Annotated in this window: 27 protein-coding genes; 21 read left to right on the forward strand and 6 right to left on the reverse strand. The window is 57.2% G+C overall.

Annotated features, from left to right (window positions below; all coding sequences use genetic code 11):
- Positions 1 to 28: 28 nt before the first annotated feature.
- From ADG881_RS13840 to ADG881_RS13850, 3 genes are all read left to right on the forward strand, one after another.
- A complete protein-coding gene (locus ADG881_RS13840; protein ID WP_039926833.1) occupies positions 29 to 1045 on the forward strand; it encodes an AraC family transcriptional regulator in 1017 nt (338 codons plus the stop codon).
- A gap of 98 nt (positions 1046 to 1143) precedes the next feature.
- The gene (locus ADG881_RS13845) at positions 1144 to 1566 is read left to right on the forward strand and encodes an HIT domain-containing protein (protein WP_039926835.1); all 423 of its coding nucleotides are present in this window, start codon (positions 1144 to 1146) and stop codon (positions 1564 to 1566) included.
- Positions 1566 to 1760: a CPXCG motif-containing cysteine-rich protein gene (locus ADG881_RS13850; RefSeq protein WP_039926837.1), complete on the forward strand. Its 195-nt coding sequence runs from the start codon at positions 1566 to 1568 to the stop codon at positions 1758 to 1760. The genes ADG881_RS13845 and ADG881_RS13850 overlap by 1 nt, the downstream gene beginning before the upstream one ends.
- 202 nt (positions 1761 to 1962) lie before the next feature.
- Here the strand turns inward: ADG881_RS13850 and ADG881_RS13855 are convergent, their stop codons facing one another.
- From ADG881_RS13855 to ADG881_RS13865, 3 genes are read right to left on the reverse strand one after another with little or no spacing between them, the layout of a single operon-like run.
- Positions 1963 to 2247, reverse strand: a complete 285-nt coding sequence (locus ADG881_RS13855) for a SelT/SelW/SelH family protein (RefSeq protein ID WP_007148587.1) — start codon at positions 2245 to 2247, stop codon at positions 1963 to 1965.
- The gene (locus ADG881_RS13860) at positions 2247 to 2828 is read right to left on the reverse strand and encodes a YajG family lipoprotein (protein ID WP_039926839.1); all 582 of its coding nucleotides are present in this window, start codon (positions 2826 to 2828) and stop codon (positions 2247 to 2249) included. Before ADG881_RS13860 ends, ADG881_RS13855 begins: the two co-directional genes overlap by 1 nt.
- Positions 2829 to 2850: 22 nt before the next feature.
- A complete protein-coding gene (locus ADG881_RS13865; protein ID WP_007149285.1) occupies positions 2851 to 3822 on the reverse strand; it encodes a polyprenyl synthetase family protein in 972 nt (323 codons plus the stop codon).
- Between the two features lie 264 nt (positions 3823 to 4086).
- Between ADG881_RS13865 and rplU the strand changes: the two genes are divergently transcribed.
- The 4 genes from rplU (at position 4087) to proB (ending at position 7485) form a co-directional block, all read left to right on the forward strand.
- Positions 4087 to 4398: a 50S ribosomal protein L21 gene (gene rplU / locus ADG881_RS13870; protein WP_007148862.1), complete on the forward strand. Its 312-nt coding sequence runs from the start codon at positions 4087 to 4089 to the stop codon at positions 4396 to 4398.
- A 45-nt stretch (positions 4399 to 4443) separates the two neighbouring features.
- Complete coding sequence (gene rpmA / locus ADG881_RS13875) at positions 4444 to 4704, forward strand: 50S ribosomal protein L27 (protein ID WP_007149973.1); 261 nt, start codon at positions 4444 to 4446, stop codon at positions 4702 to 4704.
- 395 nt (positions 4705 to 5099) lie between these two features.
- Positions 5100 to 6287: an Obg family GTPase CgtA gene (gene cgtA / locus ADG881_RS13880; RefSeq protein WP_007148414.1), complete on the forward strand. Its 1188-nt coding sequence runs from the start codon at positions 5100 to 5102 to the stop codon at positions 6285 to 6287.
- Positions 6288 to 6354: 67 nt separating this feature from the next.
- Entirely contained in the window at positions 6355 to 7485 is a 1131-nt protein-coding gene (gene proB / locus ADG881_RS13885; protein WP_039926841.1) for a glutamate 5-kinase, read from the forward strand.
- Between the two features lie 140 nt (positions 7486 to 7625).
- On the opposite strand, the gene rpsT is transcribed toward proB, so the two are convergent.
- The gene (gene rpsT / locus ADG881_RS13890) at positions 7626 to 7892 is read right to left on the reverse strand and encodes a 30S ribosomal protein S20 (protein ID WP_011587742.1); all 267 of its coding nucleotides are present in this window, start codon (positions 7890 to 7892) and stop codon (positions 7626 to 7628) included.
- An 85-nt stretch (positions 7893 to 7977) separates the two neighbouring features.
- On the opposite strand from rpsT, the gene ADG881_RS17615 reads away from it, so the two are divergent.
- The 13 genes from ADG881_RS17615 to ADG881_RS13950 all read left to right on the forward strand — a co-directional run bounded on the left by ADG881_RS17615 (position 7978) and on the right by ADG881_RS13950 (position 21546).
- Entirely contained in the window at positions 7978 to 8142 is a 165-nt protein-coding gene (locus tag ADG881_RS17615; protein WP_007149328.1) for a hypothetical protein, read from the forward strand.
- Positions 8139 to 9704, forward strand: coding sequence for a murein biosynthesis integral membrane protein MurJ (gene murJ, locus ADG881_RS13895; protein WP_007148886.1), 1566 nt, complete (start codon positions 8139 to 8141; stop codon positions 9702 to 9704). The genes ADG881_RS17615 and murJ overlap by 4 nt, the downstream gene beginning before the upstream one ends.
- Positions 9705 to 9787: 83 nt before the next feature.
- Positions 9788 to 10771, forward strand: coding sequence for a bifunctional riboflavin kinase/FAD synthetase (gene ribF / locus ADG881_RS13900; RefSeq protein WP_007150098.1), 984 nt, complete (start codon positions 9788 to 9790; stop codon positions 10769 to 10771).
- Positions 10772 to 10782: 11 nt separating this feature from the next.
- Positions 10783 to 13596 carry an isoleucine--tRNA ligase gene (gene ileS / locus ADG881_RS13905; protein WP_007148602.1) on the forward strand — a complete coding sequence of 938 codons (2814 nt, stop codon included), beginning with the start codon at positions 10783 to 10785 and terminating at the stop codon, positions 13594 to 13596.
- Positions 13589 to 14134, forward strand: a complete 546-nt coding sequence (gene lspA, locus ADG881_RS13910) for a signal peptidase II (RefSeq protein WP_007151163.1) — start codon at positions 13589 to 13591, stop codon at positions 14132 to 14134. The genes ileS and lspA overlap by 8 nt, the downstream gene beginning before the upstream one ends.
- Positions 14127 to 14597, forward strand: a complete 471-nt coding sequence (locus ADG881_RS13915; protein WP_007150396.1) for a peptidylprolyl isomerase — start codon at positions 14127 to 14129, stop codon at positions 14595 to 14597. The genes lspA and ADG881_RS13915 overlap by 8 nt, the downstream gene beginning before the upstream one ends.
- 125 nt (positions 14598 to 14722) lie before the next feature.
- Entirely contained in the window at positions 14723 to 15658 is a 936-nt protein-coding gene (gene ispH, locus ADG881_RS13920) for a 4-hydroxy-3-methylbut-2-enyl diphosphate reductase (RefSeq protein WP_007150942.1), read from the forward strand.
- A gap of 250 nt (positions 15659 to 15908) precedes the next feature.
- The gene (locus tag ADG881_RS13925; RefSeq protein ID WP_007150673.1) at positions 15909 to 16397 is read left to right on the forward strand and encodes a GspH/FimT family pseudopilin; all 489 of its coding nucleotides are present in this window, start codon (positions 15909 to 15911) and stop codon (positions 16395 to 16397) included.
- The gene (pilV, locus tag ADG881_RS13930) at positions 16397 to 16915 is read left to right on the forward strand and encodes a type IV pilus modification protein PilV (protein WP_007150959.1); all 519 of its coding nucleotides are present in this window, start codon (positions 16397 to 16399) and stop codon (positions 16913 to 16915) included. Before ADG881_RS13925 ends, pilV begins: the two co-directional genes overlap by 1 nt.
- On the forward strand, positions 16912 to 17640 hold the full coding sequence (locus tag ADG881_RS13935; RefSeq protein WP_007150709.1) for a PilW family protein: 729 nt from the start codon (positions 16912 to 16914) through the stop codon (positions 17638 to 17640). Before pilV ends, ADG881_RS13935 begins: the two co-directional genes overlap by 4 nt.
- Entirely contained in the window at positions 17637 to 18176 is a 540-nt protein-coding gene (locus tag ADG881_RS13940; protein ID WP_007148366.1) for a PilX N-terminal domain-containing pilus assembly protein, read from the forward strand. Before ADG881_RS13935 ends, ADG881_RS13940 begins: the two co-directional genes overlap by 4 nt.
- Positions 18177 to 18184: 8 nt before the next feature.
- Complete coding sequence (locus ADG881_RS13945; RefSeq protein ID WP_039926843.1) at positions 18185 to 21100, forward strand: PilC/PilY family type IV pilus protein; 2916 nt, start codon at positions 18185 to 18187, stop codon at positions 21098 to 21100.
- Positions 21097 to 21546, forward strand: coding sequence for a type IV pilin protein (locus ADG881_RS13950; protein WP_050760169.1), 450 nt, complete (start codon positions 21097 to 21099; stop codon positions 21544 to 21546). The genes ADG881_RS13945 and ADG881_RS13950 overlap by 4 nt, the downstream gene beginning before the upstream one ends.
- Here the strand turns inward: ADG881_RS13950 and ADG881_RS13955 are convergent.
- Positions 21543 to 22055, reverse strand: a complete 513-nt coding sequence (locus ADG881_RS13955; RefSeq protein WP_039926844.1) for a GspH/FimT family pseudopilin — start codon at positions 22053 to 22055, stop codon at positions 21543 to 21545. The genes ADG881_RS13950 and ADG881_RS13955 overlap by 4 nt on opposite strands.
- A gap of 103 nt (positions 22056 to 22158) precedes the next feature.
- On the opposite strand from ADG881_RS13955, the gene ADG881_RS13960 reads away from it, so the two are divergent.
- Positions 22159 to 23274, forward strand: coding sequence for an FAD-binding oxidoreductase (locus tag ADG881_RS13960; RefSeq protein ID WP_083787486.1), 1116 nt, complete (start codon positions 22159 to 22161; stop codon positions 23272 to 23274).
- Here the strand turns inward: ADG881_RS13960 and ADG881_RS13965 are convergent.
- Positions 23214 to 24614 (reverse strand): sigma-54 dependent transcriptional regulator, encoded by a 1401-nt coding sequence (locus tag ADG881_RS13965; RefSeq protein ID WP_007148328.1) that lies wholly within the window; start codon positions 24612 to 24614, stop codon positions 23214 to 23216. The two genes, ADG881_RS13960 and ADG881_RS13965, sit on opposite strands and share 61 nt — an antisense overlap.
- Between the last annotated feature and the right edge of the window lie 2 nt (positions 24615 to 24616).

The following is a 24616-nucleotide window of genomic DNA, read 5'->3' on the forward strand; positions in this document are numbered from 1 at the left end:
GCCAGCGTAGCGTAATCGGAATGCAGTCATGACAATTCTAAAAATGGACCCGACGGAGTACTCCGTATCAGCAGAATATCTGGCGTTGTTGCTGGATGTGTTGTCCCGGCGTGGTGTGCCCACGGAAACGTTGCTGGCAGACACCCGCATTGAACCCGGTTGCTGGCGCGACCCCCAGGCGCGCATCACCGCCCAGGATTTTGAAGTGGTGGCGACACGGGCCATGGCGTTATCCGGTGAACCCTGGCTGGGCTGGGAGCTGGGCGCGTCCATGACTCTGTCGTCCCATGGTTTTCTTGGCTATGCGGCCATGAGCAGTGCCACTCTGGGAGAGGCGCTGGAGCTGGCGGTGAAATATTTCCGTACCCGCAGCACCCTGGTGCAGCTGGAAACCTTTACCGATGGCGACATGGCCGTGATGCAGATCAACGAGCTGTTGGCATTGGGTGACTTGGCACCGTTGATCATGGAAAGCTTGTTCTCCAGTTTCCATTTCATGGGCGAGAAGCTGGTGCCGGGGCTGGATGTAATTGGCGAGTTGCGTTTTTCTTACCCAGAGCCAGACTACTTTGCGCGCATGCGCCCGGTGATGCCGGTACCGGTCTATTTCGATTGTGCGTATAACCAGATGCGTTTTCCGGTGGAGCGGATGCAGTACCCGCTGCAGTTTGCGGATCCGCGCCTGGCGAGAATGGCGGCGGACCAGTGTGAGCAGGAAATGGCCAGCATCAAGCTGCCGCCGCCGCTGCTGGGGCAGGTGCGGCGGATTATTCTGGGCGGTGGTGGCCGTTTCCCCGGGGTGGAAGAGGTGGCCGGCGAGCTGCATATGTCATCGCGGACCCTGAAGCGCAAGCTGCAGCAGCTGGGTACCAGTTACCAGGAAGTGCTGGATGGGCTGCGCAAAGGGTTGGCGGTGGAGTATCTCACCCAGTCCGAAAAAACCGTGGACGAAATTGCGATGACGCTGGGGTATTCCGATGCGTCGAATTTTGCCCGCGCGTTCCGCCGCTGGACCGCCCGCAGTCCGTCAGATTATCGCCCATAGCATGGCGCCTGAACCGTAAGGCTGGATGGTCGGTTGGCGCCGGTTTGGCGTTGAATCCGGTCTGTGGTGCCATGGGTTGTATTGCTTAAGGAGAGATTATGGCCTCGCTTCATCCCCGTCTTGCTGCCGACACCCGGGCTCTGGGAGAAACAGAGCTTTGCTGGTTGCGGTGGATGAACGACCAGCGGTTTGCCTGGATTATTGTGGTGCCCAAGCGGGGCGGACTGCGCGAATGGCATCATCTGCCCGTGGATGAGCAGCAGGCGTTGCTGGCGCAGGTGAATGCGCTGGCAGGTCAGCTTGAACAGGTGACCGGCGCAGACAAGATCAACATCGGTGCGCTGGGTAACATGGTGCCGCAGCTGCATGTGCATATTATCGCCCGCTTTGCGGATGACCCTTGCTGGCCTGGGCCGGTGTGGGGGCAGGGGCAACCTGAACCCTGGCCAGACAATCAGGAACCGGGCTGGATCGCACAGTTGGGGTTGGCCGGGGACGTGGAAACCACAGGAGGGCGTTAATGGCGGGGTTGTTGCCAGTGACGGTTCAGTGTCCGCATTGCTGGGAGTCCATCGAGGTGTTGGTGGATCCTTCGGTGGAAGAGCAGGAATACGTGGAGGACTGCCAGGTGTGCTGCCAGCCGCTGTTGTTTACGGTGACGGTGCCGTTTGGCAGTGAAGAGCCGCAGGTGGATGTGCGGCCGGAGAACGAGTAGTCAGCTCCATGGGGCGTTGTTCTGAGGCCGATTTAGGGGGGGGCGTCGTTGGCAGTGCGATAACCAGAATATCGAGTTGCGAGAAGCGAGTTTCGAAAGGCAAACCCAAAACACGATTAAAGTCTGATGATTTTCGCTTTTCGCACCTGATTTATCGCGCCGCCAGCGACGCTCCTGCGGCGCGATTAGATATGCAGTGTCGTCAGGCGTCTTTGCGATCTATATGTCCGAGCGCCCGCTCCGGGCAGGCTGCATCCCGTACCCTTCGTTTCAGCTCGGTGATTTCCGGAAAGCCGCCGTCCTTTTTCCTGTCCCAGATTGGTTGCCCGTTGGCCTCAATCCAGAACACGCCGCCGGTGCCCGGTTGCAGGGCGACTTCGTCCAGTTCATCACTGAAGGTGGCGAGCAGCTCCTGCGCATACCAGCCGCTACGCAGCAGCCAGTTGCACTGGCTACAATAATGGATGACAACGCGGTTGGCGAGCATCAGGGGGTATTGTTGCCTGCCAGGAAGCGCTGCATCTCGGGATCGTTGAGCATGCGGGTGATGGCGCCGCTGAGAATCTCGTTGACCATGGTCTGGTTGCGATCGGCGGTGGGGGTGAGCGGCAGGTCGTGGACCACGCTACTCTTGTAGGTGCCGGTGTGCACCACATCACCACGGGTGGCTTCGGCGAGAAGTGTCAGCGACAGGGTGACTTCGTTTACCACCGAGCCTTCCTCAGGCACGTAGTCCAGCTGTTCCAGGCGCACTTCCAGGCGGGTGGCGTCGGCACCGGCGTTGAAGGCGTTAAAGCCCTGGGTTTGCAGCCCTTTGCGCACGGCGTCTTCAATGGCGGCTTTCACGTCGTTGGCGGGCTGAACCAGGGCGGTTTCCTTGTAGACGCCGCCGCGGGTGCCGAAGGCGCTCTGGTCACGGGAATCCACAGCGATAACCTGCACCGGCTGATTCTGGCCGATATTGGCCGCTTCAACGTCTGCCTTGGGGGTCACGTTGATCATCTGGGGGCTCAGGGCGCAACCGGCAAACAGGGTGGTCGCGGTCAAAATCAGGGCTGCACGCAGCATGGTAACTCCTTGGTCTGTACGCTCAGTAGGTACGCTTCAGCGACTCTTCCGCCAGGCGGAAGAGTGCATCCTTGTAGGGTGAGGCAGGCACCTGGGCAATGGCCTCCAGGGCGATGCGGGTCTGTTCTGCCGCTTTGTCCACCGTATATTGAAGACCGCCGCTGGCCCGAACGGTTTCAACGATTTGTTCGAGATGCTCCAGTCCGCCGCTGCGAATGGCGTCCTTGATCAGGGTGGCTTGTTCGGGGGAGCCGTTGGCGATGGTGTAGATCAGCGGCAGGGTGGGCTTGCCTTCGGCCAGGTCGTCGCCCACGTTCTTGCCTAGTTCGCTGGCGTCACCCTGGTAGTCGAGTACGTCGTCGATCAGCTGGAAAGCGATGCCCAGGTGGCGGCCATAGGTGGCAAAGGCGTCCACATGATCGCTGACCTCGTCCGCGCCCAGCACGGCACCGGTTTCCGCCGCCGATTCGAACATCTTGGCGGTTTTGTGGTGAATCACCCGCATGTAGTTCTCTTCGCTGGTGTTGGGGTCGCGCACATTGATCAGCTGCAGTACTTCCCCTTCGGAAATGGTGTTGGTGCTCTGGGAGAAAATGTCCAGCAGGCGCGGGTGGCGCAGGGCAACCATCAGTTGCAGGGCGCGGGAAATCAGGAAGTCGCCCACCAGTACGCTGGCGGCGTTGCCCCACACCGCATTGACGGTGGGGCGCCCGCGGCGCAGGTTGGATTCGTCCACCACGTCGTCATGGAGCAGGGTGGCGGTATGCAAAAACTCAATAATGGCGGCCACGTCCACGTGGCGATCGCCCTGATAGCCGGCGGCCCGGGCGCAAAGAATGGCGATCAGCGGGCGTAGCCGCTTGCCGCCGGATTGAATGATGTAATCGCCCACTTCGCGGATCAGGGGGACGTTGGAATCCAGGTGGTGACTGATAAACTGGTTCACCGCCTCGAAGTCGTCATCGACGACGGCATAGATAGCCTTGAAATCCATGTATTCAGGTCCAGACAAAGGGTGGCGCGACAGCGGGCAATGCTAGCAGTGGCTGGCGGGTAGTCAAGGAAACCGCAGCCCGCGTGATCACTGGGTCAAGGCGGGCAGGAAAGGCTTGTAGGTCCTGGTTGCTTCGCGTACACTTCGCGACCCAATTTCATCCTCTGCCTGGCTTGCAAGTGGTGGTGACTGTTTCCCGCACTGTTACAGTGTTGTGGAGGCCGTGGATCGCCCGCCTGAGTGGAGTTGTGCTGGAGCACACACATGTACGCAGTAATCAAAACCGGTGGTAAGCAGTATCGCGTTGAAGAAGGCGATGTTGTTCGCATCGAGAAAATTGAAGTAGCTACCGGCGAATCCGTTGATTTCGACCAGGTGCTGCTGGTTGCCAATGGCGACGACGTGAAAGTCGGCCAGCCCATGCTGGATGGTGCCAAGGTAACCGCGGAAGTGCTGGAGCAGGGCCGTCACAAGAAGATCAAGATTGTGAAGTTCCGTCGCCGTAAGCATTCCCGTAAGCAACAGGGTCACCGTCAGTGGTACACTGCGGTGAAAATCACCGGGATCCAGGGCTGATCCTTAAGACCTGATTTTTAGAAATTGAGTAGAGAGGATTGAGACATGGCGCATAAAAAAGCCGGTGGTAGTACTCGTAACGGTCGCGATTCGGAAAGTAAACGCCTTGGCGTGAAACGCTATGGCGGCCAGGTTGTTAGTGCAGGCGAAATCATTGTTCGTCAGCGCGGCACCAAATTCCACGCTGGCGTAAACGCCGGCATGGGCAAAGACCACACCATCTTTGCCAAGGAAACCGGTCGTGTGAAGTTTGAAGTCAAAGGCCCGCTGAGCCGCAAATATGTGGTAATCGAGCCTGTGGCCTGATCCTGAGGGATCGGTAAGAACCTGCTCGCGCTCTATACGCAACAGCGTTGCCACTGAAAAAGCCGCCAGGCAAGGCGTGAACCGTAGGGCCTGACGGGTCAAGTTCAAGGTTCACAACACAGCATGGCGGTTTTTTCAGTGGCAACCCGAAGGGCCGGGCCCCTTTTGCCGCCAGTCCGCGATTGCGATTGCTTATGTAGAATGACTACACGACACAAACGCAATCACGACCTGGCGACAAAATTGACTCCGGCGCTGCTGTGTATAGAGCGCGAACAGGTTCTCAAAGCCCCGTGAGGCTCTCGCCCGCGGGGCTTTTTTGTATGTGTTTTCCGTGTTCCAAGTCGTACCTTATGCCGTAAAATGGCATCTACCCCGTTGAGAGTCTGTTCCCCATGCAATTTGTCGATGAAGCCACTATTGATGTCCATGCCGGAAAGGGCGGTGACGGCTGTCTGAGCTTTCGTCGCGAGAAATACGTGGAGTTCGGCGGGCCGGACGGCGGAGACGGTGGTGCCGGCGGTCATGTTTATGTGCAGGCCGATACCAATATCAACACCCTGGTGGATTACCGGTACGACCGTATTTTCAAGGCGCGGAATGGTGAGCCGGGCAAGGGTCGGCAGATGACCGGCAAATCCGCTGACGATGTCATTCTGTATGTGCCGGTGGGCACCACCGTGGTTGATCTGGATACGGAAGAGGTGCTGGCGGACCTCACTGCCACCGACAAGCCAGTGATGGTGGCCCAGGCCGGTCGTGGCGGGCTGGGCAATATCCACTTCAAGAGCAGTGTGAACCAGGCGCCGCGTAAAACCACCAAGGGTAAGCCCGGCGAGTCCCGGCGCTTGCGTCTGGAGCTCAAGGTGCTGGCGGATGTGGGGCTGTTGGGTATGCCCAATGCGGGCAAGAGCACGCTGATTCGTGCCATTTCCGCGGCCAAGCCGAAAGTGGCGGATTATCCGTTTACTACCTTGATCCCGAATCTCGGGGTGGTGAAGGCGGACCGCTACCGCAGCTTTGTGGTGGCGGACATTCCCGGCCTGATCGAAGGGGCGGCGGATGGCGCTGGCCTGGGGATCCGTTTTCTCAAGCATTTGGCGCGCACCCGTTTGTTATTGCACGTGGTGGATCTGGCGCCCATGGACGGTTCCAGCCCGGCGAATCATATTGATGCGATCGCTGATGAGCTGGACCGGTTTTCCCCGGCACTGGCGGAGCAGGAGCGCTGGTTGGTCTTCAACAAAATCGACCTGATGGCCGATGACGAGGCCCAGGAGCAGGCGGATGCCATCGTGGATGAACTGGGCTGGCAGGGGCCGGTCTTCAAGGTTTCGGCTGCCGCTGGTGTGGGCTGTGACGATCTGGTCTATGCCTTGATGAATGCTATTGAGGACCGCCGACGGCTTGAAGAGGAAGACCCGGCCTATGCTGCGGCGCAGCTGGATCTGCGCGCCCGGCTTGAGGAAGAGGCTCGCGAAAAAGTACAAGAGCTCAAGGCTGAGGCTCGACGTGCTCGTGAAAACGACAGTGATGACGACGACGATGATGATCACGATGTGGAAATCGTCTACGAGCCCTAGTGAGAAGCTTTTGCTGCGCGAGCGGCAAGTATTATCAGATGTTCGGCCCCGGGAATAAGGAGTGAGCGTGGCGGATCGCCAGCGTTGGGTAATCAAGATAGGCAGTGCCTTGCTGACCAATGATGGCAAGGGGCTGGACTGCGCGCTCATGCAAACCTGGGTGGACCGCATGGTGGCGCTGCGTGAGCGCGGCATCGAAGTGGTTATTGTCTCATCCGGGGCGGTGGCAGAGGGGATGACCCGGCTGGGCTGGTCGGTGCGCCCGGATTCCGTGCATGAATTGCAGGCCGCCGCTGCGGTGGGGCAGATGGGGTTGGTGCAGGCCTGGGAGTCCCGCTTTCAGCAGCATCAGTTGCATACCGCCCAGGTGCTGCTCACCCACGACGATCTGTCTGATCGCAAGCGCTATCTCAATGCCCGCTCTACCTTGCTGACCCTGCTGGGGTTTGGTGTGGTGCCGGTGGTGAATGAGAACGATACCGTGGTCACCGACGAAATCCGTTTTGGGGATAACGATACCCTGGCGGCGCTGGTGGCGAATCTGGTAGAGGCGGACCGGCTGCTGATTCTCACGGATCAGGAAGGTCTGTTCGATGCGGATCCGCGCAACAATGCCGATGCTAATCTGATTCGCGAGGCCCAAGCCTCGGACCCTACCATTGCCCGTGTCGCTGGTGGCGGCGGTTTATTGGGGCGCGGTGGTATGGCCACCAAGGTGCGGGCTGGCAAGTTGGCCGCTCGCTCGGGTGCGATTACCACTATTGCCTCCGGGCGTAGCCCGGAAGTGCTTATCGAGTTGGCGGATGGTCAGGGGCCGGGTACGACGTTGTTGCCGGATACCTCGCCCATGAACGCCCGCAAGCAGTGGTTGGCCGGGCATTTGCAGATGCGCGGGCGCCTGGTGCTGGATGCCGGTGCGGTGGCGCGTTTGCGTGATGGCGGCTCGAGCTTGCTGCCGGTGGGAGTGGTGGATGTGTTTGGCCAGTTTTCCCGTGGCGAGATGGTAGCGTGTGAGGATGAGCAGGGCGAGCGGATCGGCTGTGGCCTGGTGAATTACGATGCGGCGGATGCGCGCCGAATTTGCCGCAAGAAGAGCGCCGAGATCGCAGAGGTTCTGGGCTTCATGAATGAGGAAGAGCTGATCCATCGGGATAATCTGGTGGTGTTTGACGCCGGAAGCCTGACGCCGGAGGCTTGACGCGAAGAAGCGAGGAGCGAGTTTCGAGAAGCGAAAGGCAAGACCGGTTTGGATTTTCGAAACTCGCTTCGCAACTCGCTACTGATTTTCAGACATAAAAAAACCGGCTCAAGGCCGGTTTTTTTATGTCCACCAAGGGATCAGGCAGCCATCGCCTTGATCTTGGTGTTCAGGCGGCTCTTGTGACGAGCGGCCTTGTTCGGGTGAAACTTGCCCTTGCGGGTGGCTTTGTCCAGCACAGACACCGCTTGGTTATAAGCTTCCTGAGCGCTGCCTTGGTCGCCGGACGCAATAGCCGCGTTCACCTTCTTCAGGTATGTGCGCACCATGGAGCGCATCGCTGCGTTGTGCTGACGGCGATTTTCCGCCTGACGCGCACGCTTGCGTGCTTGCGGTGAGTTAGCCAAGGTCCTGCTCCTATCTAAAATTCGAGGTCAAATTCGGTTTACGACACTGGCCCTGTGGGCCGACCTGAGTATTGGAAGCCAATCTATGGTCAAAAAACACACGGGTCACGGTCTAAAGACGCGCAACTATGCCGATCAAGGCGGCCTGTGTCAATGGGAAAAGCCTGCTGAAATGATGATTGGCATGCGCCTCTCTGGCGGTTTGGGTGGCCTTTCGTTAACCTTCACCGGTTTCCTGGAGCGACCATGACTGATACCCCCGAGCAACCCCCGAAAAAGGCAGGTTTACTGGCCTCCACCGCCGTGGTGGCGACCATGACCATGCTGTCGCGGGTGCTGGGGCTGGTGCGTGATGTGGTGATCGCCCGAATGCTGGGCGCGTCCGCCGGCGCCGATGCCTTTTTTGTGGCCCTGAAAATTCCCAATTTCCTGCGCCGGTTGTTTGCCGAAGGGGCCTTTAACCAGGCCTTTGTGCCGGTGCTCAGCGAATACCGCAGCAGTGGCAGCATGGCCGCCACGAAATTGCTGGTGGACCGGGTAGCCGGCACCCTGGGGGGCACCCTGGTGCTGGTGACGTTGGTGGGTGTGCTGGCCGCGCCGGCGATTATCTGGGTGTTTGCACCCGGTTTTGGCGATGATCCGGTAAAAAGGGCGCTGACGGTAGAGATGCTGCGCCTGACGTTCCCTTATCTTTTCTTTATTGCGCTGACGGCGTTCGCCGGTGGCATCCTCAATAGCTGGAACCGCTTTGCCGTGCCGGCTTTCACTCCGGTATTGCTGAACCTGAGCCTGATTGGCTGCGCCCTGTTTCTGGCGCCGCATTTTGCCGAAGACCGCATGGCGGTGGCGCTGGCCTGGGGGGTGTTGATCGCCGGGGTGGTGCAGTTGTTATTCCAATTGCCCTTCCTGGCCCGGCTGAATCTGATGCCGATTCCGCGCATGGGCTGGCGTGACCCGGGTGTGCGCAAGATCATGAAACTGATGGCGCCGGCCCTGTTCGGGGCGTCGGTCTACCAGCTCAACTCCCTGGTCAACACGATTCTGGCCTCCATGCTGGAAACCGGGTCGGTGACCTGGCTGTACTACACGGACCGGCTGATCGAGCTGCCGCTGGGCATTTTTGCGGTGGCCATTGGCACCGTGATTCTTCCCAGCCTGTCCAGCAAGCATGCGGATGCCTCGCCAGAGGCGTTCTCGCGCACTCTGGATTGGGCCATTCGCATGGTGCTGCTGATAGGCTTGCCCGCGGCGCTGGCGTTGTTCGCACTGGCCGAGCCGCTGCTGTCTACGCTGTTCCAGTACGGGGAATTTTCTGCCTTTGATGTGACGCAGACGGCGGCCTCGCTGCGGGCGTATAGCGCTGGGTTGTTGGCGGCCATGCTGATCAAGGTGTTGGCGCCGGGCTTCTATGCCCGCCAGGACACCCGCACTCCGGTGCGGATCGGGGTGTTGGCCATGCTGGCCAATATGCTGCTGGGCGCACTGCTGGTGTGGGAATGGCGCCATGTGGGGCTGGCCTCGGCCATGGCGCTGTCGGCCTGGTTGAATGCCGGGTTGCTGTATCTGGGGCTGCGCCGCAGTGGCGTGTACCAGCCTTTGTCGGGGTGGGCGCTGCAGTGGCTGCGAATGCTGCTGGCAGGGGCCGCCATGGTGGTGGCCTGCTACTGGCTGTCGTTGCAGACGACGGTGTGGAATGAGGCCGGGGTGTGGTTGCGGGTTGGTTGGTTGTCGCTGATTGTGGCGGCCGGCGTGGTGATTTATCTGTCGTCACTGGTGGTGTTAGGTTTGCGGGTGCGCCATCTGCGCCGGTAGTGATTTCGCATTGTGGCGCCCGGGCGTGTGTCGTGGGCCTGCGCAACTCTGTATAATCGGGCGTCTTTTGATATGAGGGTGAGATGCGACTGATTCGCGGCATTCACAATCTGCGCGACACGCATCGCGGCTGTGTGGCCACCATCGGCAATTTCGATGGGGTGCATCAGGGCCATCAGCGCATTCTGGATCAGGTGATCGCAGAGGCCCGTCGTCGTGGATTGAAATCCACGGTGATGTTGTTCGAGCCGCAGCCCCAGGAGTTCTTTTCCCCGCAGACCGCGCCGCCGCGGCTGATGTCGCTGCGCGATAAGTTGATCGCCCTGCGCGAAGCCGGCGTGGATCAGGTGCTGTGTGTGCGCTTTGATGAGCGTTTCCGCTCACTGACCGCAGAGGCCTTTGTGAAAGCCCTGTTGGTGGATGGCCTGGGCGTGGAATATCTGGTGGTAGGGGATGATTTCCGTTTCGGCTGTGGTCGGGACGGTGATTTTGCCTACCTGCAACAGGCCGGCCAGCAGTTCGGTTTTGCGGTGACGGATACCGCTACCTGTGAGGTCGATGGTGAGCGGGTGTCCAGTACGCGCGTGCGGGCGGCCCTGTGTGATGGCGATTTCGCCCTGGCAGAGCGCTTGCTGGGCAGGCCTTTTGCCATCAGTGGGCGGGTGCGCCATGGTGACAAGATCGGCCGGACCCTCGGCCTGCCCACGGTGAATCTGGCGCTGAAGCGGTTGCAGTCTCCCTTGCACGGCGTTTTTGCGGTGACGGTCACCGGCGCCGGGCTGGTGGATCAGCCAGGGGCGGCCAATATGGGCACGCGGCCTACGGTGAATGGCACGGAAAATCGCCTGGAGGTCTATCTGCTGGATTACAGTGATTCGGCGGGTGGGTCTGGTTCGGGCGACACGCAGCGCACGCATCAAGACAGCCTTTATGGCGCACACCTGACCGTGGCTTTTCGCCATTATGTGCGCCCGGAAGAAAAATTCGCGGATCTGGACCAACTCAAGACTGCCATCCGGCAGGATGTGGACGCGGTTCGGGCTTTTTTTGATATGCCTACGGTGTAATAAGCGGAATCATGACGGACTACAAGGCAACGCTAAACCTTCCCCAAACCGGCTTTCCGATGAAAGCCGGCCTGTCCCAGCGTGAACCTGCGCGGCTCAAAGAGTGGCAGCAAAAACAGCTGTACCAGAAGATTCGCGAGACCTTTGCCGGTCGGCCCAAGTTCATTCTTCATGATGGCCCTCCCTACGCCAACGGCGATATTCATATCGGCCACGCGGTGAACAAGATTCTCAAGGACATGATCGTCAAGTCCCGCACTCTGGCGGGCTTCGATGCGCCCTATGTACCGGGCTGGGATTGCCATGGTCTGCCCATCGAGCTGATGGTGGAGAAGAAAGTCGGCAAGGCCGGACACAAGGTGGACGCCGGTACCTTCCGCAAGAAATGCCGGGAATATGCCAGCAAACAGGTGGCCGGGCAGAAGTCGGACTTTATGCGTCTGGGCGTGTTTGGCGACTGGGATAACCCCTACCTGACCATGGACTTTGCCTTCGAGGCGAACATCATCCGCTCGCTGGGCAAGATCGTGGACAACGGCCATCTGCAACAGGGCTTCAAGCCGGTGCACTGGTGTCTGGATTGCGCCTCCGCGTTGGCGGAAGCGGAAGTGGAATACGAAGACAAAACCTCGCCGGCCATCGATGTGGCGTTTCCGGTGGTGGATGTGGCGGACTTCGTTGCCCGCTCAGGCATTAAAGCCAGCGCTCCGGCGCTGGTGATCTGGACCACCACCCCCTGGACTCTGCCGGCCAACCGGGCGGTGGCAGTGCACCCGGAGCTGGATTATGTGCTGCTTTCCGGCGAGCAGGACGGCGTGGCCCGTGAGTTGCTGGTGGCTGAGGCGTTGGCCGATGATCTGGTGGCGCGCTGGGGGCTGGACAATGTGTCCCGTTCGACGACCGTCACAGGCAGCAAGCTGGAAATGATGCCTTTGCAGCATCCCTTCCTGGAGGCCCAGGTGCCGGTCATCTTCGGTGAGCACGTTACCACCGACGCGGGTACCGGCTTGGTACACACCGCCCCGGGCCATGGTGCCGACGACTTTGTGGTGGGCAAGCAGTACGACCTGGATCCGATCAGCCCGGTGCTGGATAACGGCCTGTTCCGCGATGATCTGCCGGTGGTGGGTGGCCTGCATGTGAGCAAGGCCAACGAGCCGGTGATCGAGGCGCTGAAAGACAGCGGCAATCTGGTCAAGTTGGCGAAAATTGAACATAGCTACCCGCATTGCTGGCGTCATAAAACGCCGTTGATTTTCCGTGCGACGGCGCAGTGGTTCGTGTCCATGGATCAAGCGGGCCTGTTGCCCCGTGCCCGTCAGGAAGTCGACAAGGTGCAGTGGTTGCCCGAGTGGGGCAAGGCGCGCATCGAAGGCATGCTGACCGATCGCCCCGACTGGTGTATTTCCCGCCAGCGCACCTGGGGTGTGCCGATCGCCCTGTTCGTGAACAGGGAAACCGGCGAGCTGCATCCGCAAACCCCGGCACTGATCGAACAGGTTGCCGAGCGGGTGGAGAAAGAAGGCATTGATGCCTGGTTTGATCTGGAGCCGGCGGAGCTGCTGGGTGACGACGCGGATCAGTACAGCAAGGTCACCGATACACTGGACGTCTGGTTTGACTCCGGTGTTACCCATTATTGCGTGCTGGACCAGCGCGAGCAGCTGCGCGCGCCGGCGGACCTGTATCTGGAAGGCTCGGATCAGCATCGTGGCTGGTTCCAGTCGTCACTGCTGACCAGCCTGGCGATTCGTGATGCGGCCCCTTACAGCACCGTCCTGACCCACGGTTTCACCGTGGACGAGCACGGTCGCAAGATGTCCAAGTCGGTGGGCAACGTGATTGCCCCGCAGGAAGTCTGGAATGACCTGGGTGCGGATATTCTGCGCCTATGGGTCTGCGCCACGGATTACCGGGGCGAGATGTCCGTGTCCAAGGATATCCTCAAACAGATGGGCGACAGCTATCGCCGTATCCGCAATACCAGCCGTTTCCTGCTCTCCAATCTGAGCGGTTTCGAGCCCGCCACGGATGCGCTGCAGCCGGAGCAAATGCTGGCGCTGGACCGTTACATTGTGGATCGGGCGCTGCAAGTGCAGGGCGAGATCAAAGACCTGTACGACGGCTATCACTTCCATCAGGTTTACCAGAAGCTGCATAACTTCTGCGCACTGGATTTGGGCGGTTTTTACCTGGATATCATCAAGGATCGCCAGTACACCACCCAGGCCGATTCCGTGGCACGGCGCTCCTGTCAGACGGCTTTGTACCATATCGCCCAGGCGCTGGTGCGCTGGATGGCGCCGGTGCTCAGCTTCACCGCCGAGGAAATCTACGAGAACCTGCCTGGCGAGCGGCTCGATTCCGTGTTCCTGACCGAATGGTACGACGGCCTGTTTGCGCTGGCCGACGATGCCGATATGGGCCGGGCGTTCTGGGACAAGGTGCAGGACGCCAAGCAGGCAGTGAACAAGGCTATCGAAGGGGCTCGTGCTGCCAAGTTGATCAAGGGTAGCCTGAGTGCCGAGGTCGTGCTGTTTGTGGACGCCGAACAGGATGCGTTGTTGCAGCGCCTGGGTGATGAATTGCGTTTTGTCACCATTACTTCTGCCGCTGTGCTCAAGCCACTGGCGGAAGCGCCGGCGGAACTGGAAGACACTGCTGTGGCGGGATTGAAAGTACAGGTGCTGGCCTCGGATCACAGTAAGTGTGCTCGTTGCTGGCATCACCAGCCGGATGTGGGCAGCCACGCTGAACACCCGGAACTGTGTGGGCGTTGTATCATCAATGTGGATGGTGACGGTGAGGTTCGACACTATGCCTGATAATACCCCGGATGCCGGACGCCAGACGCCGGACAGTGCAAAGAAACGATTGCCCGGCCAGCTTGGCTGGTTGTGGCTGACGGCTTTGATCATTGCGTTGGACCAATGGACCAAGCATGAAGTGGTCGCGGTGTTTTCCCTGTATGAACGGCTGGAAGTGTTTCCGCACTTCAATCTGACCCTGGCCTATAACAGCGGCGCCGCATTCAGTTTTCTGGCTGATGCTGGCGGCTGGCAGCGTTGGTTCTTTACGGCTATTGCGGTGGGCGCCTCGGTGATGATTCTGATCTGGCTGGCCCGGCTTACCGCTGCCGAGAAACTGCAAGGGGTAGCCCTGTCGCTGATTCTTGCCGGTGCCCTGGGCAATTTCTACGATCGATTGGTGCTGGGGCATGTGGTGGATTTCCTCGACTTTTACTGGGGCGATTATCATTTTCCGGCCTTTAATATTGCTGACACCGCCATCACTATCGGCGCGGGATTGATTCTGCTGGATATGCTGCTGGGAGCCAGAAAGGAGCCCAAAGACAATGACTGAATTACTGCGAGCAGGCCCGGAGACCCGAATTACCCTGCATTTTGCCGTGCGCCTGATGGATGGTACGGACCTGGATTCCACCTTCGATGGTGAGCCGGCCTCTTTTGTGTGGGGGGATGAGTCCCTGCTGCCGGGCTTTGAAAATGCCATTCGTGGTCTCAAGGCCGGTGATCGTCGCAGCGTTTTCCTGGAAGCCGCCAAGGCGTTCGGGGAGTACAACGAGCAGAATGTGCAGCATTTCACCCGCGACACCTTTGCCGAGCACGATTCCCTGGAGCCCGGCATGGTGCTGAGTTTCGCCGATGCGGCCGGTGCCGAGCTGCCAGGCGTGATCGCCAAGGCGGACGATGAGTGGGTGATGGTGGACTTCAATCATCCGCTGGCAGGCCGGGATCTCACCTTTGAAGTGGAAATTATCGGTATCGAGCGCTACGCCCCCGAGCAGCCTGTAACCCTCAATTGACCGTTGACGGTGGACAGCCGCCGGTGAAGAGAGGAACGTTTATGGGTAGGCGTTCAAACAGCGGGCAGGAGGAATGTTTCTGGCTTTCCGCTGTCCATTATCCACAGTCAACTATCAGCTGAATTATGGAAATTCGTCTCGCTAATCCCCGTGGCTTCTGTGCTGGCGTGGATCGTGCCATCGACATCGTCAACCGCGCTCTGGAAGTGTTCGGGCCACCGATTCATGTCCGTCACGAAGTGGTGCATAACCGCTATGTGGTGGAGGACCTGCGTCAGCGCGGCGCGGTGTTTGTGGAAGAGCTGCACGAAGTGCCGGACGACGCCATTGTTATCTTCAGCGCCCACGGTGTATCCAAAGCGGTGCAGGAAGAGGCCGAGCGGCGCCAGCTGCAGGTTTTCGATGCCACCTGCCCGCTGGTCACCAAGGTGCATATGGAAGTCATTCGGTATGCCCGTGAAGGCCGTGAAAGCATCCTGATTGGTCATGCCGGCCATCCGGAAGTGGAAGGCACCATGGGCCAGTACGATAAATCCTATGGGGGCGACATTTATCTGGTGGAAGACGAGGCTGACGTGGCGAGCCTGACGGTGTGCGATGAAAGCAAACTGGCCTTCGTCACCCAGACCACCCTGAGTGTGGATGATACCGCCAAGGTCATCGATGCCTTGCGCCAGCGCTTTCCGGCCATCCTCGGTCCCAAGCGAGAAGACATCTGTTACGCCACCACCAACCGTCAGGATGCCGTACGCCAGCTGGCGCTGGAGTGTGGTCTGGTGCTGGTGGTCGGTTCGGTAAACAGCTCCAACTCCAACCGACTGCGTGAGCTGGCCGAACGCTGCGGTGCCGATGCCTACCTGATTGACGAGCCGTCGCAGATTGATGCGGACTGGCTGCAAGGGAAGACCACGGTCGGCGTCACCGCCGGCGCCAGCGCGCCTGAGGATCTGGTACAGCAGGTCATCGCTACCCTCAAGAGCCTGGGAGGCAAAGACGCCGAAGAAATTCCCGGCCGTGAAGAAAACATCCGCTTCTCCATGCCCAAGGCGCTACGCCCGTAGCGCCTGTCCCGCCTTTTTGACCGTTCATTCTTCCGTAAGCAAACCTAGTCCTTTTGACTAGGCAAAAAAATGCGCCAGTCTACGATTAAAGTGTGAGCCCTCTCACACACTAAAGTACCAAAACTTATTGTTTTTCAGCAGCTTATACCGTTCGGCGACAGCAAGGCTCCGCTGGTCTCCATTCAATTGAAGGCATATCCGCCCTTGCTAGAGTGATACCACGAATAAAAACCGATAGGCCGGGGCAGGGATGAAAACAGAATCAAAAAGCCGCAACCAGCGTGGTTTTACTATCATCGAATTGATGGTTGGAGTTGTTGTGGCGGGCGTTCTTCTGGCTATCGCCGTACCGACGTTTAACGACTTTCAGGCAAGAAATGCGCTCCGATCTACCTCCGCTGACTTTATTGCTGCGGTAAACACGGCACGCATTCAGGCGATCAACCTCCGCACTTCCGTGGTCCTCAAACCGATTTCAGGCAATGACTGGGGGGCTGGCTGGATGATTGAATATCCGGCATCGGTCATCACAGAAGAAAATCAGCAGTTTCAGCCAACGGGTAGCGGAAAAATTGTTTCTGAAGATGGACTAAGCGAAATCGAATTTCGCAGCAATGGTCTGTCGGGTGCGGGTGAGGCGGAGTTCTCTTTATGCGATGACCGCAGTGGAGAGCAAGGAAGAACGATAACCGTATCGCCGTTTGGCAAGGTCACCAACGAAGTGAAGAGTTGTAGCTGATGAAGATCACAGGAAAACAACAACGGGGTGTGGGGCTTATCGAGGTGATGATGGCCTTGCTGGTACTGGCAATCGGCGTGCTTGGCTATGCGGGAATGCAGCTTACCGCCCTGAAAGCGGCAGAAGATGCCAACAACCGTGCACAAGCAACTTTGCTGGGTCAGGATGCGTTGGAGCGCTTCCTGACCAATGAAGCAGCAATGGCGGCATACACAAATGTCGATGAATGGCCAGATAGGAGTGTGACTCCTGGGAAAAAGCCGGCAGAGCTGAATGATTGCATTACCAAGTCCTGTAGTTCCGATGATCTGGCTTCCTGGGATATCAACATGCTGGCTTGGCAAGCTGCGAATCGGTTGCCGGGTGGGATGATCGCCGTAGACGAGTGCCAGCATGCCGCCGGGATCAGTTGTGTCGTCATTAGCTGGAACGAAGATGAGCCTGGTGACTGCATGACCAATGATGGGGTGAACACGGATGAAGGGACGTCTTGCGTGGTGCTAGAGGTGGCGCGATGAAAAAAAGTAAAGGGTTCAGCTTGGTTGAATTAATGGTGGCGATGTTGCTCGGGCTGCTGATAACCGGGGCAGCCTTGCAATTATTTCTTGCTAACCAGCAATCGTTTGCCTTGCAGCAGACGTTGTCCCGCGTTCAGGAAAACGGGCAACTTTTCGTGCGTTTCCTCGTGTCTGATCTACGCAGGGCTGGTCTTGAAAGGGATGGAATTGCTGCGCTACCCCCTGAAAAAGGGATTCGGTTTACTCTTTCAGGAACAGTGCCGGGTTCAGATAACGGCAGTGATTATGATCGGTTGACGCTCGGCTATCACGGCCTGTCGGATTGTGAAGGCTCGGTGGTGAGCGACCTGACGGAAGTGGTGAATACGTATTTTGTGAATAGCGATGCTGAGCTTGTCTGTCAGGGAAATCTGACAGGCGGGAATGGTGTGGTGTTGCTGGATGGTATTGAGGCTTTTGAAGTGCTTTACGGCATTGATGAAAATAAGGACGGTTATGCAAACGTCAGTCGCTATGTTGAGGCTGGCTCTCAGGGCAGTTCACCTGTCATCGCTGTTCGATTTTCACTTTTGCTCAGAGAGGAAAGCAATTCATTACCTGAAAGCGATGGAACACGGAAATTTTATGTGCTGACCAAGACTGTGGATGAGCCAGAAGACCGTTCTGTTCGTCGCATCTTTATGTCCACAGTCAAAATGCGTAACTACCAATGGGATGCTGTATGAATACCAATATCATGACATGGCGACGCCAGCAGGGGGCTGCCTTGGTGGTCGCATTACTGATTCTGGTGGTGGTGTCCTTGCTTGGGGTGTCCGCCATGAAATCCAGCGTGTTTTCGGCAAAGGTGGCCACGGGCACCCAGGCTGATGCTATGACTTTTGAGGCTGCGGAAACCAGCCTGACGGGTGCCTATAAAGAGCTGAATGGCATGTCCGGTGCGGACCTTTATACCAATCTGGCGGGAGGGAAATGGCTCACCCGATGTGTGACGGAAGAAAATACCGCTAAAGCTGGAAACTGCGCCCAAGGCGATACTCTCGATTCCAGAGGATTAATTGTCGCGCAGTCTTTCTCGACATTGAATGGGTATGCGCTTGTGGAAGGGGCTGAAATTGGCACGTCGGCGGGTTCAATGATTGATGTGGACTACAAGGTGGCGATGCTGGGTGAGAGCTCCATGGCCAGTTTTAACCTGAACAACCATCACCTTCAGGAAGCGCTAAAGCGCGGCCTGAAGCCTGGCTCTGAAATCGAGTAGGGGGAGATATGAATACAGTAAAAACAGTCATGGGTCTAATGCTGGTTTGTGCGCTGTCACCTACGGGTGTGTATGCGGATGATACCGAAATATTTTTTGCCAAAGCGAACGCGGATAACTCGGAAAACAAACCAAAGGCTAATGTGCTTTTCCTGATTGATACGTCAGGGAGTATGGAGCGTGACGCCCCTAATAGTAATAGAACCAAAATGCAGGAATTGCAGTCTGCATTTTCAACAGTGATCGATAATCTGGGTTCGGATATTGATGTAGGGCTGGCAAAGTTTAATGGCGGTTATGATAATTCAGGTTATGGTGGGTATGTTTTCTACCCTGTTTCTGAAATGAACGATACCGCCAGGGCCGAAATTAAGCAGATTGTAAATGGTCTGGAAGGTACTTCTAATACGCCTACCATGGAGGCGTACAGTGAAGCTGCTCGTTACATGTTGGGCTACAGTCCAACCGATTATGCTGAAAGAGGCGAGGCGGTAGAGAACGAGCCGCGACGGGCAGTCAATGTCGAGAGAAAAAGAGTTTGCTATCAATGGTGCCAGTACCCTGGGTACGAAAAGTATAGATGGGAATATGTCTATGATTCAAAATATGATTCTCCGACTAACTTGAAGAATCAGTGCGAGAGCAATCATATTATTGTCATGACTGATGGTGATCCCACATCCGACAGTGACTATTCATCGGTGACTAAAATTACTGGTGGGGGCTGCAACGGGAGTTATAGTTGTCAGGCGAAACTGGCGAAATGGCTATATAACGATGACAAGGATGTGGAAGGGAGTAGGAAGTCTGTCAAGACATGGCAAGTCGCCTTGGGCGTAGGAAAGAACTCAAGCCAAGCAAGAAATATGAAGAACGTTGCTGAGGCGGGGCTTGGTGATCCCTCTGCAGAAGTAAGGTTTGCTGATAATGCTGACGAGCTTGCTGCTGAGTTTAAAGAAATTCTGGATTTGGTGGACAAGGATTCTCGCACACTGTCTTCTCCTGGTGTGGCAGTGAACCAAATGAATCGCTTCCAGTATCTTGACCAGCTTTACTATGCTGTTTTTACCCCTAACAAGAACAGTAACTGGGAAGGGAACCTCAAGCGCTACCGTTTGAAAAATGGTGAGATTGTTGGGGTTTCCGGCGGAAATGCGATCGACCCTGATACGGGCTACTTCAAGAAGGATTCTCGCAGCCTGTGGAGTGATGAGGATGATGGGGTTGATGTGGAGAAAGGCGGTGCGCGCGGAGAGCTCGTTGATCGTGAGCTTTACTATAACGCAGGAACGGTAGCCAAAAAGCTGGACTGGCAAGAAGTAGAGGATGACCCGGAAGATTGGGCGGCATTCTTCGGGCTTGATGCTAACGCCCCGGACGATGAAGTTCTGGATGTTGCCAATAAACTAAAAGTGCAGTGGGGGGATCCCCTGCATAGTGCTCCGCTGCTAATTAACTATGGCGGGAATGAAAATAACAATATGATTTTTGTGTCCACGAATGGCGGCATGTTACATGCCATCAACGCGGATGATGGTTCTGAAAGTTACGCGTTTATGCCTGAAGAGTTTGTTCAGCAGGCGGAGAAGTATACCTCTGAGACGTATCCACTAACGAACGATAATCGGCGCCAGACATATGGCCTGGACGGTAGCTGGGTTGCATGGCGTAAACCCAATGCCACGGACCCGGTAACCGGAAAGCCTGAGCACGTTTATATCTATGGCGGGATGCGCCGAGGCGGGCGAACTTACTATGCACTGGACGTATCCAGCAAGACGTCTCCAAAAGTTAAATGGAAAATCGAGGGTGGGGTGACAAACGGTTTTTCTGACCTTGGGCAAAGCTGGTCCATACCAACGCTGACGCAAATAATGGTGGGGGACAAGAAGGTGCCAGTGCTTGTTTTTGGTGGCGGCTATAGTGCCAACGACAACGACAATCGACAGGGTAAGGCACGCAATTCTGGCGACTCAATGGGTAATGCCATTTATATCGTGAATGCAGAAACGGGCAAATTAATCTGGTCTACAAGTGGCGGTGAAATGAAATGGTCCGTGCCTGGTAGTATTTCTGTGGTTGATAAAAACCTGGATGGTCTGGCTGATTTTCTGTATTTCGGCGATTTGGGGGGGCAGATTTTCCGGGTCGATATCGATCAGAGTGGCGGCAAGAAGATGGCGGTGCACCGGCTGGCTCAATTGGGTGGTGCGGGGGCCAGCGGTAATCGCCGTTTTTACGATGCCCCTGCAGTGGTCTACGTTGTCGAGGACGGGAAGAAAAAGCTTTATGTTGTTGCCGGCTCCGGTTACCGCTCGCATCCGCTGGATGAAAGTGTGGATGATGCGCTCTTTGTCGTAAAAGACGAGACAGCGATGACGACAGCCCAGGCGGCACCGACAGAAGTGGGCCTGGAGGATCTGACAAATGCATCGGCAGAAACCCCTGCGACCACTGATAAGGGGTGGTTCTACCCCATGCAGGTTAATGGAGAAAAGATCTTAGCGTCTCCAACCGTGTATACCACGGTGGATGATGATAAAAATACCATTTCGGTTCTGGCGGCTACCTCTTATTCGCCTACCCGACAGGATCAACAGGAATCGCCATGTGCCGTTACATACGGTTCTGCAGCCCTGTATCGCGTTAACCTTCTCACCGGTTCAGGTGTTGATTATAACAATGATGGAGTGGCCGATGAGCCTCCGCGAACAGAGCTCAAGCAGACCGGGATTCCTCCAGCGCTTACAGACATGCCTGGTGGTAGTGATGGCAGTGGTGGCCCGACCGAAGGGGTCGGCTGTGTCGGCACCGAGTGTCTTGAGCTCAATGATGAAGGGTTTGATCACTTGAGAAAGCGTCGCTGGTACCAGATGGAAAAAGATGAAGCCAACCAGTTTAAGGTGGAGGCGATGCATCCATGAGAGCGCTCAAGATGGGAACTCGCAGTCAAGATGAAAGGGGTTTTACCCTGATCGAGTTGATGGTAGTAGTAGTGGTAGTGGCCATTCTGGCCGCTATCGCTTACCCCAGTTATACCCGCTATGTTCAAGATACTCGGCAGGCCGAAGCTCAAGGGGAGATGATGGCTTTATCGGGAGCCTTGGAGCGTTACCGCGCCAAGAATTTCTCCTATGAAGACGCAAATACTAAATTGTCGGAGTTGTCGCCAGTGCTTGCCAATAGTGACTATTTCTCTACGGCAATTTCAGTGACAGGGACCGGAAGCCAGCAGTATGAAATTACCACGACGCCGAAAACGGGCTTAATGACAGGGACGGAAGTGCTGAAGCTCAATAGTGAGGGACAAACATGCATGAAAGTCTCTGGTTGCACTATTGGCACGGATGATTCCTGGAAAGAGCACTAATTGCAGTCTTCTGGTTTGGCCGTTTCCACTCTGGGGCGGCCAATCCAGTTCATGACAATTCTTCTCGCCGCGACGTTGTTGCATAGATAGAAGCTGCCGTTCTGGAAGTGGCTGTTGCCTCGGTTGTGGAATACGAGTGCATCTCCTTTGAATCGCTTCCAGACCAGGCGAGTTGCTCCGGGAAGTTGATAGTGTTCAATGATTTCCGAAGCGCTCAGTGCCCCATCATCATTTTGATCAAACCCCATCCATACCTTCTGTGTCTTCTCGAACTTGCTGCATCCTGTCTGTCCGTCGCAGAGCATGCGGTTGCCATCAGTGATCGCGCCGGCGCGGGCCTGTCGGATCAGGCTGTGTAATGTCATTGTGGCCGTGCGAACCTGGTAGCGAGGAAGGAGGTCGTTCCAGGAATGTGATACGCAGACAAGAAGGATGCCGGCTACGGAGAGGCCCACTAATAATTCAAGCAGAGTGAACCCTTGCTGCTGTTGGTATCGATAACGGGGCATCGGCGCGGCTCCTGTGACTCTTCTATGGAAGCCTACGGAAGAATACGCCTGGTGGTTATGCTATCGTTGCCATCCTTAGTGTCTTCCGTTCCCTCGTATTGCCATGTCTGATGTACTCGTTGTAGGTGGTGGAATTGTCGGCCTTCTTGGTGCGCTTGAGCTTACACGGCGCGGAAGAGCGGTGACGATTATTGATGCCCCGGCTCAATACCCCCCGGCTTCCTGGGCGGGTGGCGGCATTCTTTCTCCGTTGTATGCCTGGCGTTATTCCGATGCCATGACGCGTCTGTCCGTGGATGCTTTTTCCCGCTATCAACAGATACTGGATGAATGCGATGCTGCGGGCGTTCCGGGCTGCGAGGCGCTGCTGCATAGTGGCGGTCTGTGGGTGGAAACGGGCGGCGATGATGCGGCTCGTGCCCGCCGGTGGGCTGAGCGCTGGCAAATCCCTGTACAGTCAGTGTCTGCCAGTGAGCGGATGCCAGAATCTGCTGCCGGGGCGGGGCTGTTGTTCCCGTCACTGGGCAATATTCGTAACCCTGGTCTGTTGAAAGTGCTGCGTGCGCATTTGCAGCGGGTGGGGGTTCGTTTTCAATCAGCAATGGTCAGCCGGGTGCTGCCCACCAGGGTGGGGGCAGAGGTTCTGGCTGCTGATGGAAGGAAATGGCAAGGCGATACGGTTGTTGTCAGTGCCGGGCATATGGCGGAGCAGCTTTTGTTACCGATGGGGATGGCGATGCCGCTCTTTCCTGCAAAAGGGGAGATGCTTCTGTTTCGTATGAAGCCCGGCCAGGTGCCTGCGGTTATGTTGACGGAGAAAGGGTATTTGATCCCTCGGCAGGATGGTTCCGTGCTGGTAGGGTCAACGCTGAGGAAAGGGGACAATACCAGCTATCCCACGGTTGCCGGGCGTTATCAGTTGGAGCGGTTGGCGGCGTCGTTATGGCCGGCGTTGGCATCCTGCTCGCCGGCTTTTCACTGGGCAGGAGTGCGGCCGGGTTGTGAGCGGGATATTCCGTTCATCGGTCCGGTGCCCGGTACCAACGGTATATTTGCCGCGGTGGGGCATTATCGCAACGGGCTGGTGTCAGCACCGGCCAGTGCAGAACTGCTCGCTCAACTGATAGCCGGTGAGCCGCCCTTTACTGACCCCGAGCCTTATTCGTTATCTTCTGCCTCGCCCTCGTCGCGATCCAGCTCCAGTTTTTTCAATCGGTAACGCAATGAACGGAAGGTCATGCCGAGTTTTTTGGCGGCTGCGGTGCGGTTCCAGTGGGTCGTATCCAGGGCCTTGAGAATTTCCTGCTTTTCGATTTCCTGAAGAAAATCCTCCAGAGGCTGATCACCGGGTCTTACTGATGATGCCGTTGCTGTTGCTTGGGCGTTATGGCGGGGGGCAGCCGCGGTCGAACGGCCTGATGCCAGGCGCAGGTGCTCTGGCAGAATGGTGTTGCCGTCGCACAGGGTTAGCGCCCGCTCCAGCGTATTTTCCAGTTCCCTGACATTGCCGGGAAAGGAGTAATTTTCTATGGCGTTCACCGCGTCAGAGCTGACGCTGGGTGGTGGTATGTCCCAGGCCTGACTGAGCCGGTTGAGAATATGCTGAACCAGTTTGGGAATATCTTCACGTCGGTCGCGCAGCGGCGGCACATGCGCTTCGATAACATTCAGTCGGTAGAAGAGATCCTGTCGAAAGCGCCCCTCTTCCATTTCATCTTCCAGGTTCTTGTGGGTGGCGCAGAGAATGCGCAGGTTGACCTGGAATTCCTTGGCTTCGCCTACCGGGCGCACGGATTTTTCCTGAATGGCGCGCAGTAGCTTGACCTGCATATGCAGTGGCAAGTCGGCCACTTCATCCAGAAACAGGGTGCCGCCGTCGGCTTCGCGGAACAGCCCCTTTCGGTCTTCCACGGCACCAGTGAACGCGCCTTTGCGGTGGCCGAAAAATTCGCTTTCCATCAACTCTGACGGAATGGCGCCGCAGTTGACTGCGACAAACGGTTTTTCCCGGCGTGGGCCGAGAGTATGAATCAACCGCGCAATACGTTCTTTACCACTGCCTGACTCGCCGCTGATATAGATGGGGGCCTGGCTGCGGGCCAGCTTTCGAACCTGGGCTTTCAGCGCCACCATGCTGGGTGCGTCACCAATCAGATTGTCTTCTTCCTCATGGTGTTCTTCGACTTCGCTGATGCCCAGGCCGTCTTCGATCAGCTGCCGTAACCGGTCCAGTGCCACAGGCTTGGCAATGAAATCATAGGCGCCGTATTTCATCGCATCGGTGGCGGTTTCCATGCTGCCGTAGGCGGTGATGACGGCGGTGGGCATGGTTGGGCAGTGTTGTGAGATGAATTGGAGAAGTTCCAGGCCTGTGCCATCGCCCAGATTCATGTCGGTCAGGCAGAGGTCGTAATGCGCGTCTTTGAGCTGCTGCCTGGCGGCAGACAGGGAGTCGGCTGCGGTGGCCTGAAGCTTCATGCGTCCGAGTGTGATGACCAGCAGTTCGCGCAGGTCAGCTTCGTCGTCAACAACCAGTACGTGGGGGGTATCTGCACTCATAG

This window comes from Alcanivorax sp. DG881, assembly GCF_000155615.1.
Taxonomy (GTDB): Bacteria; Pseudomonadota; Gammaproteobacteria; order Pseudomonadales; family Alcanivoracaceae; genus Alcanivorax.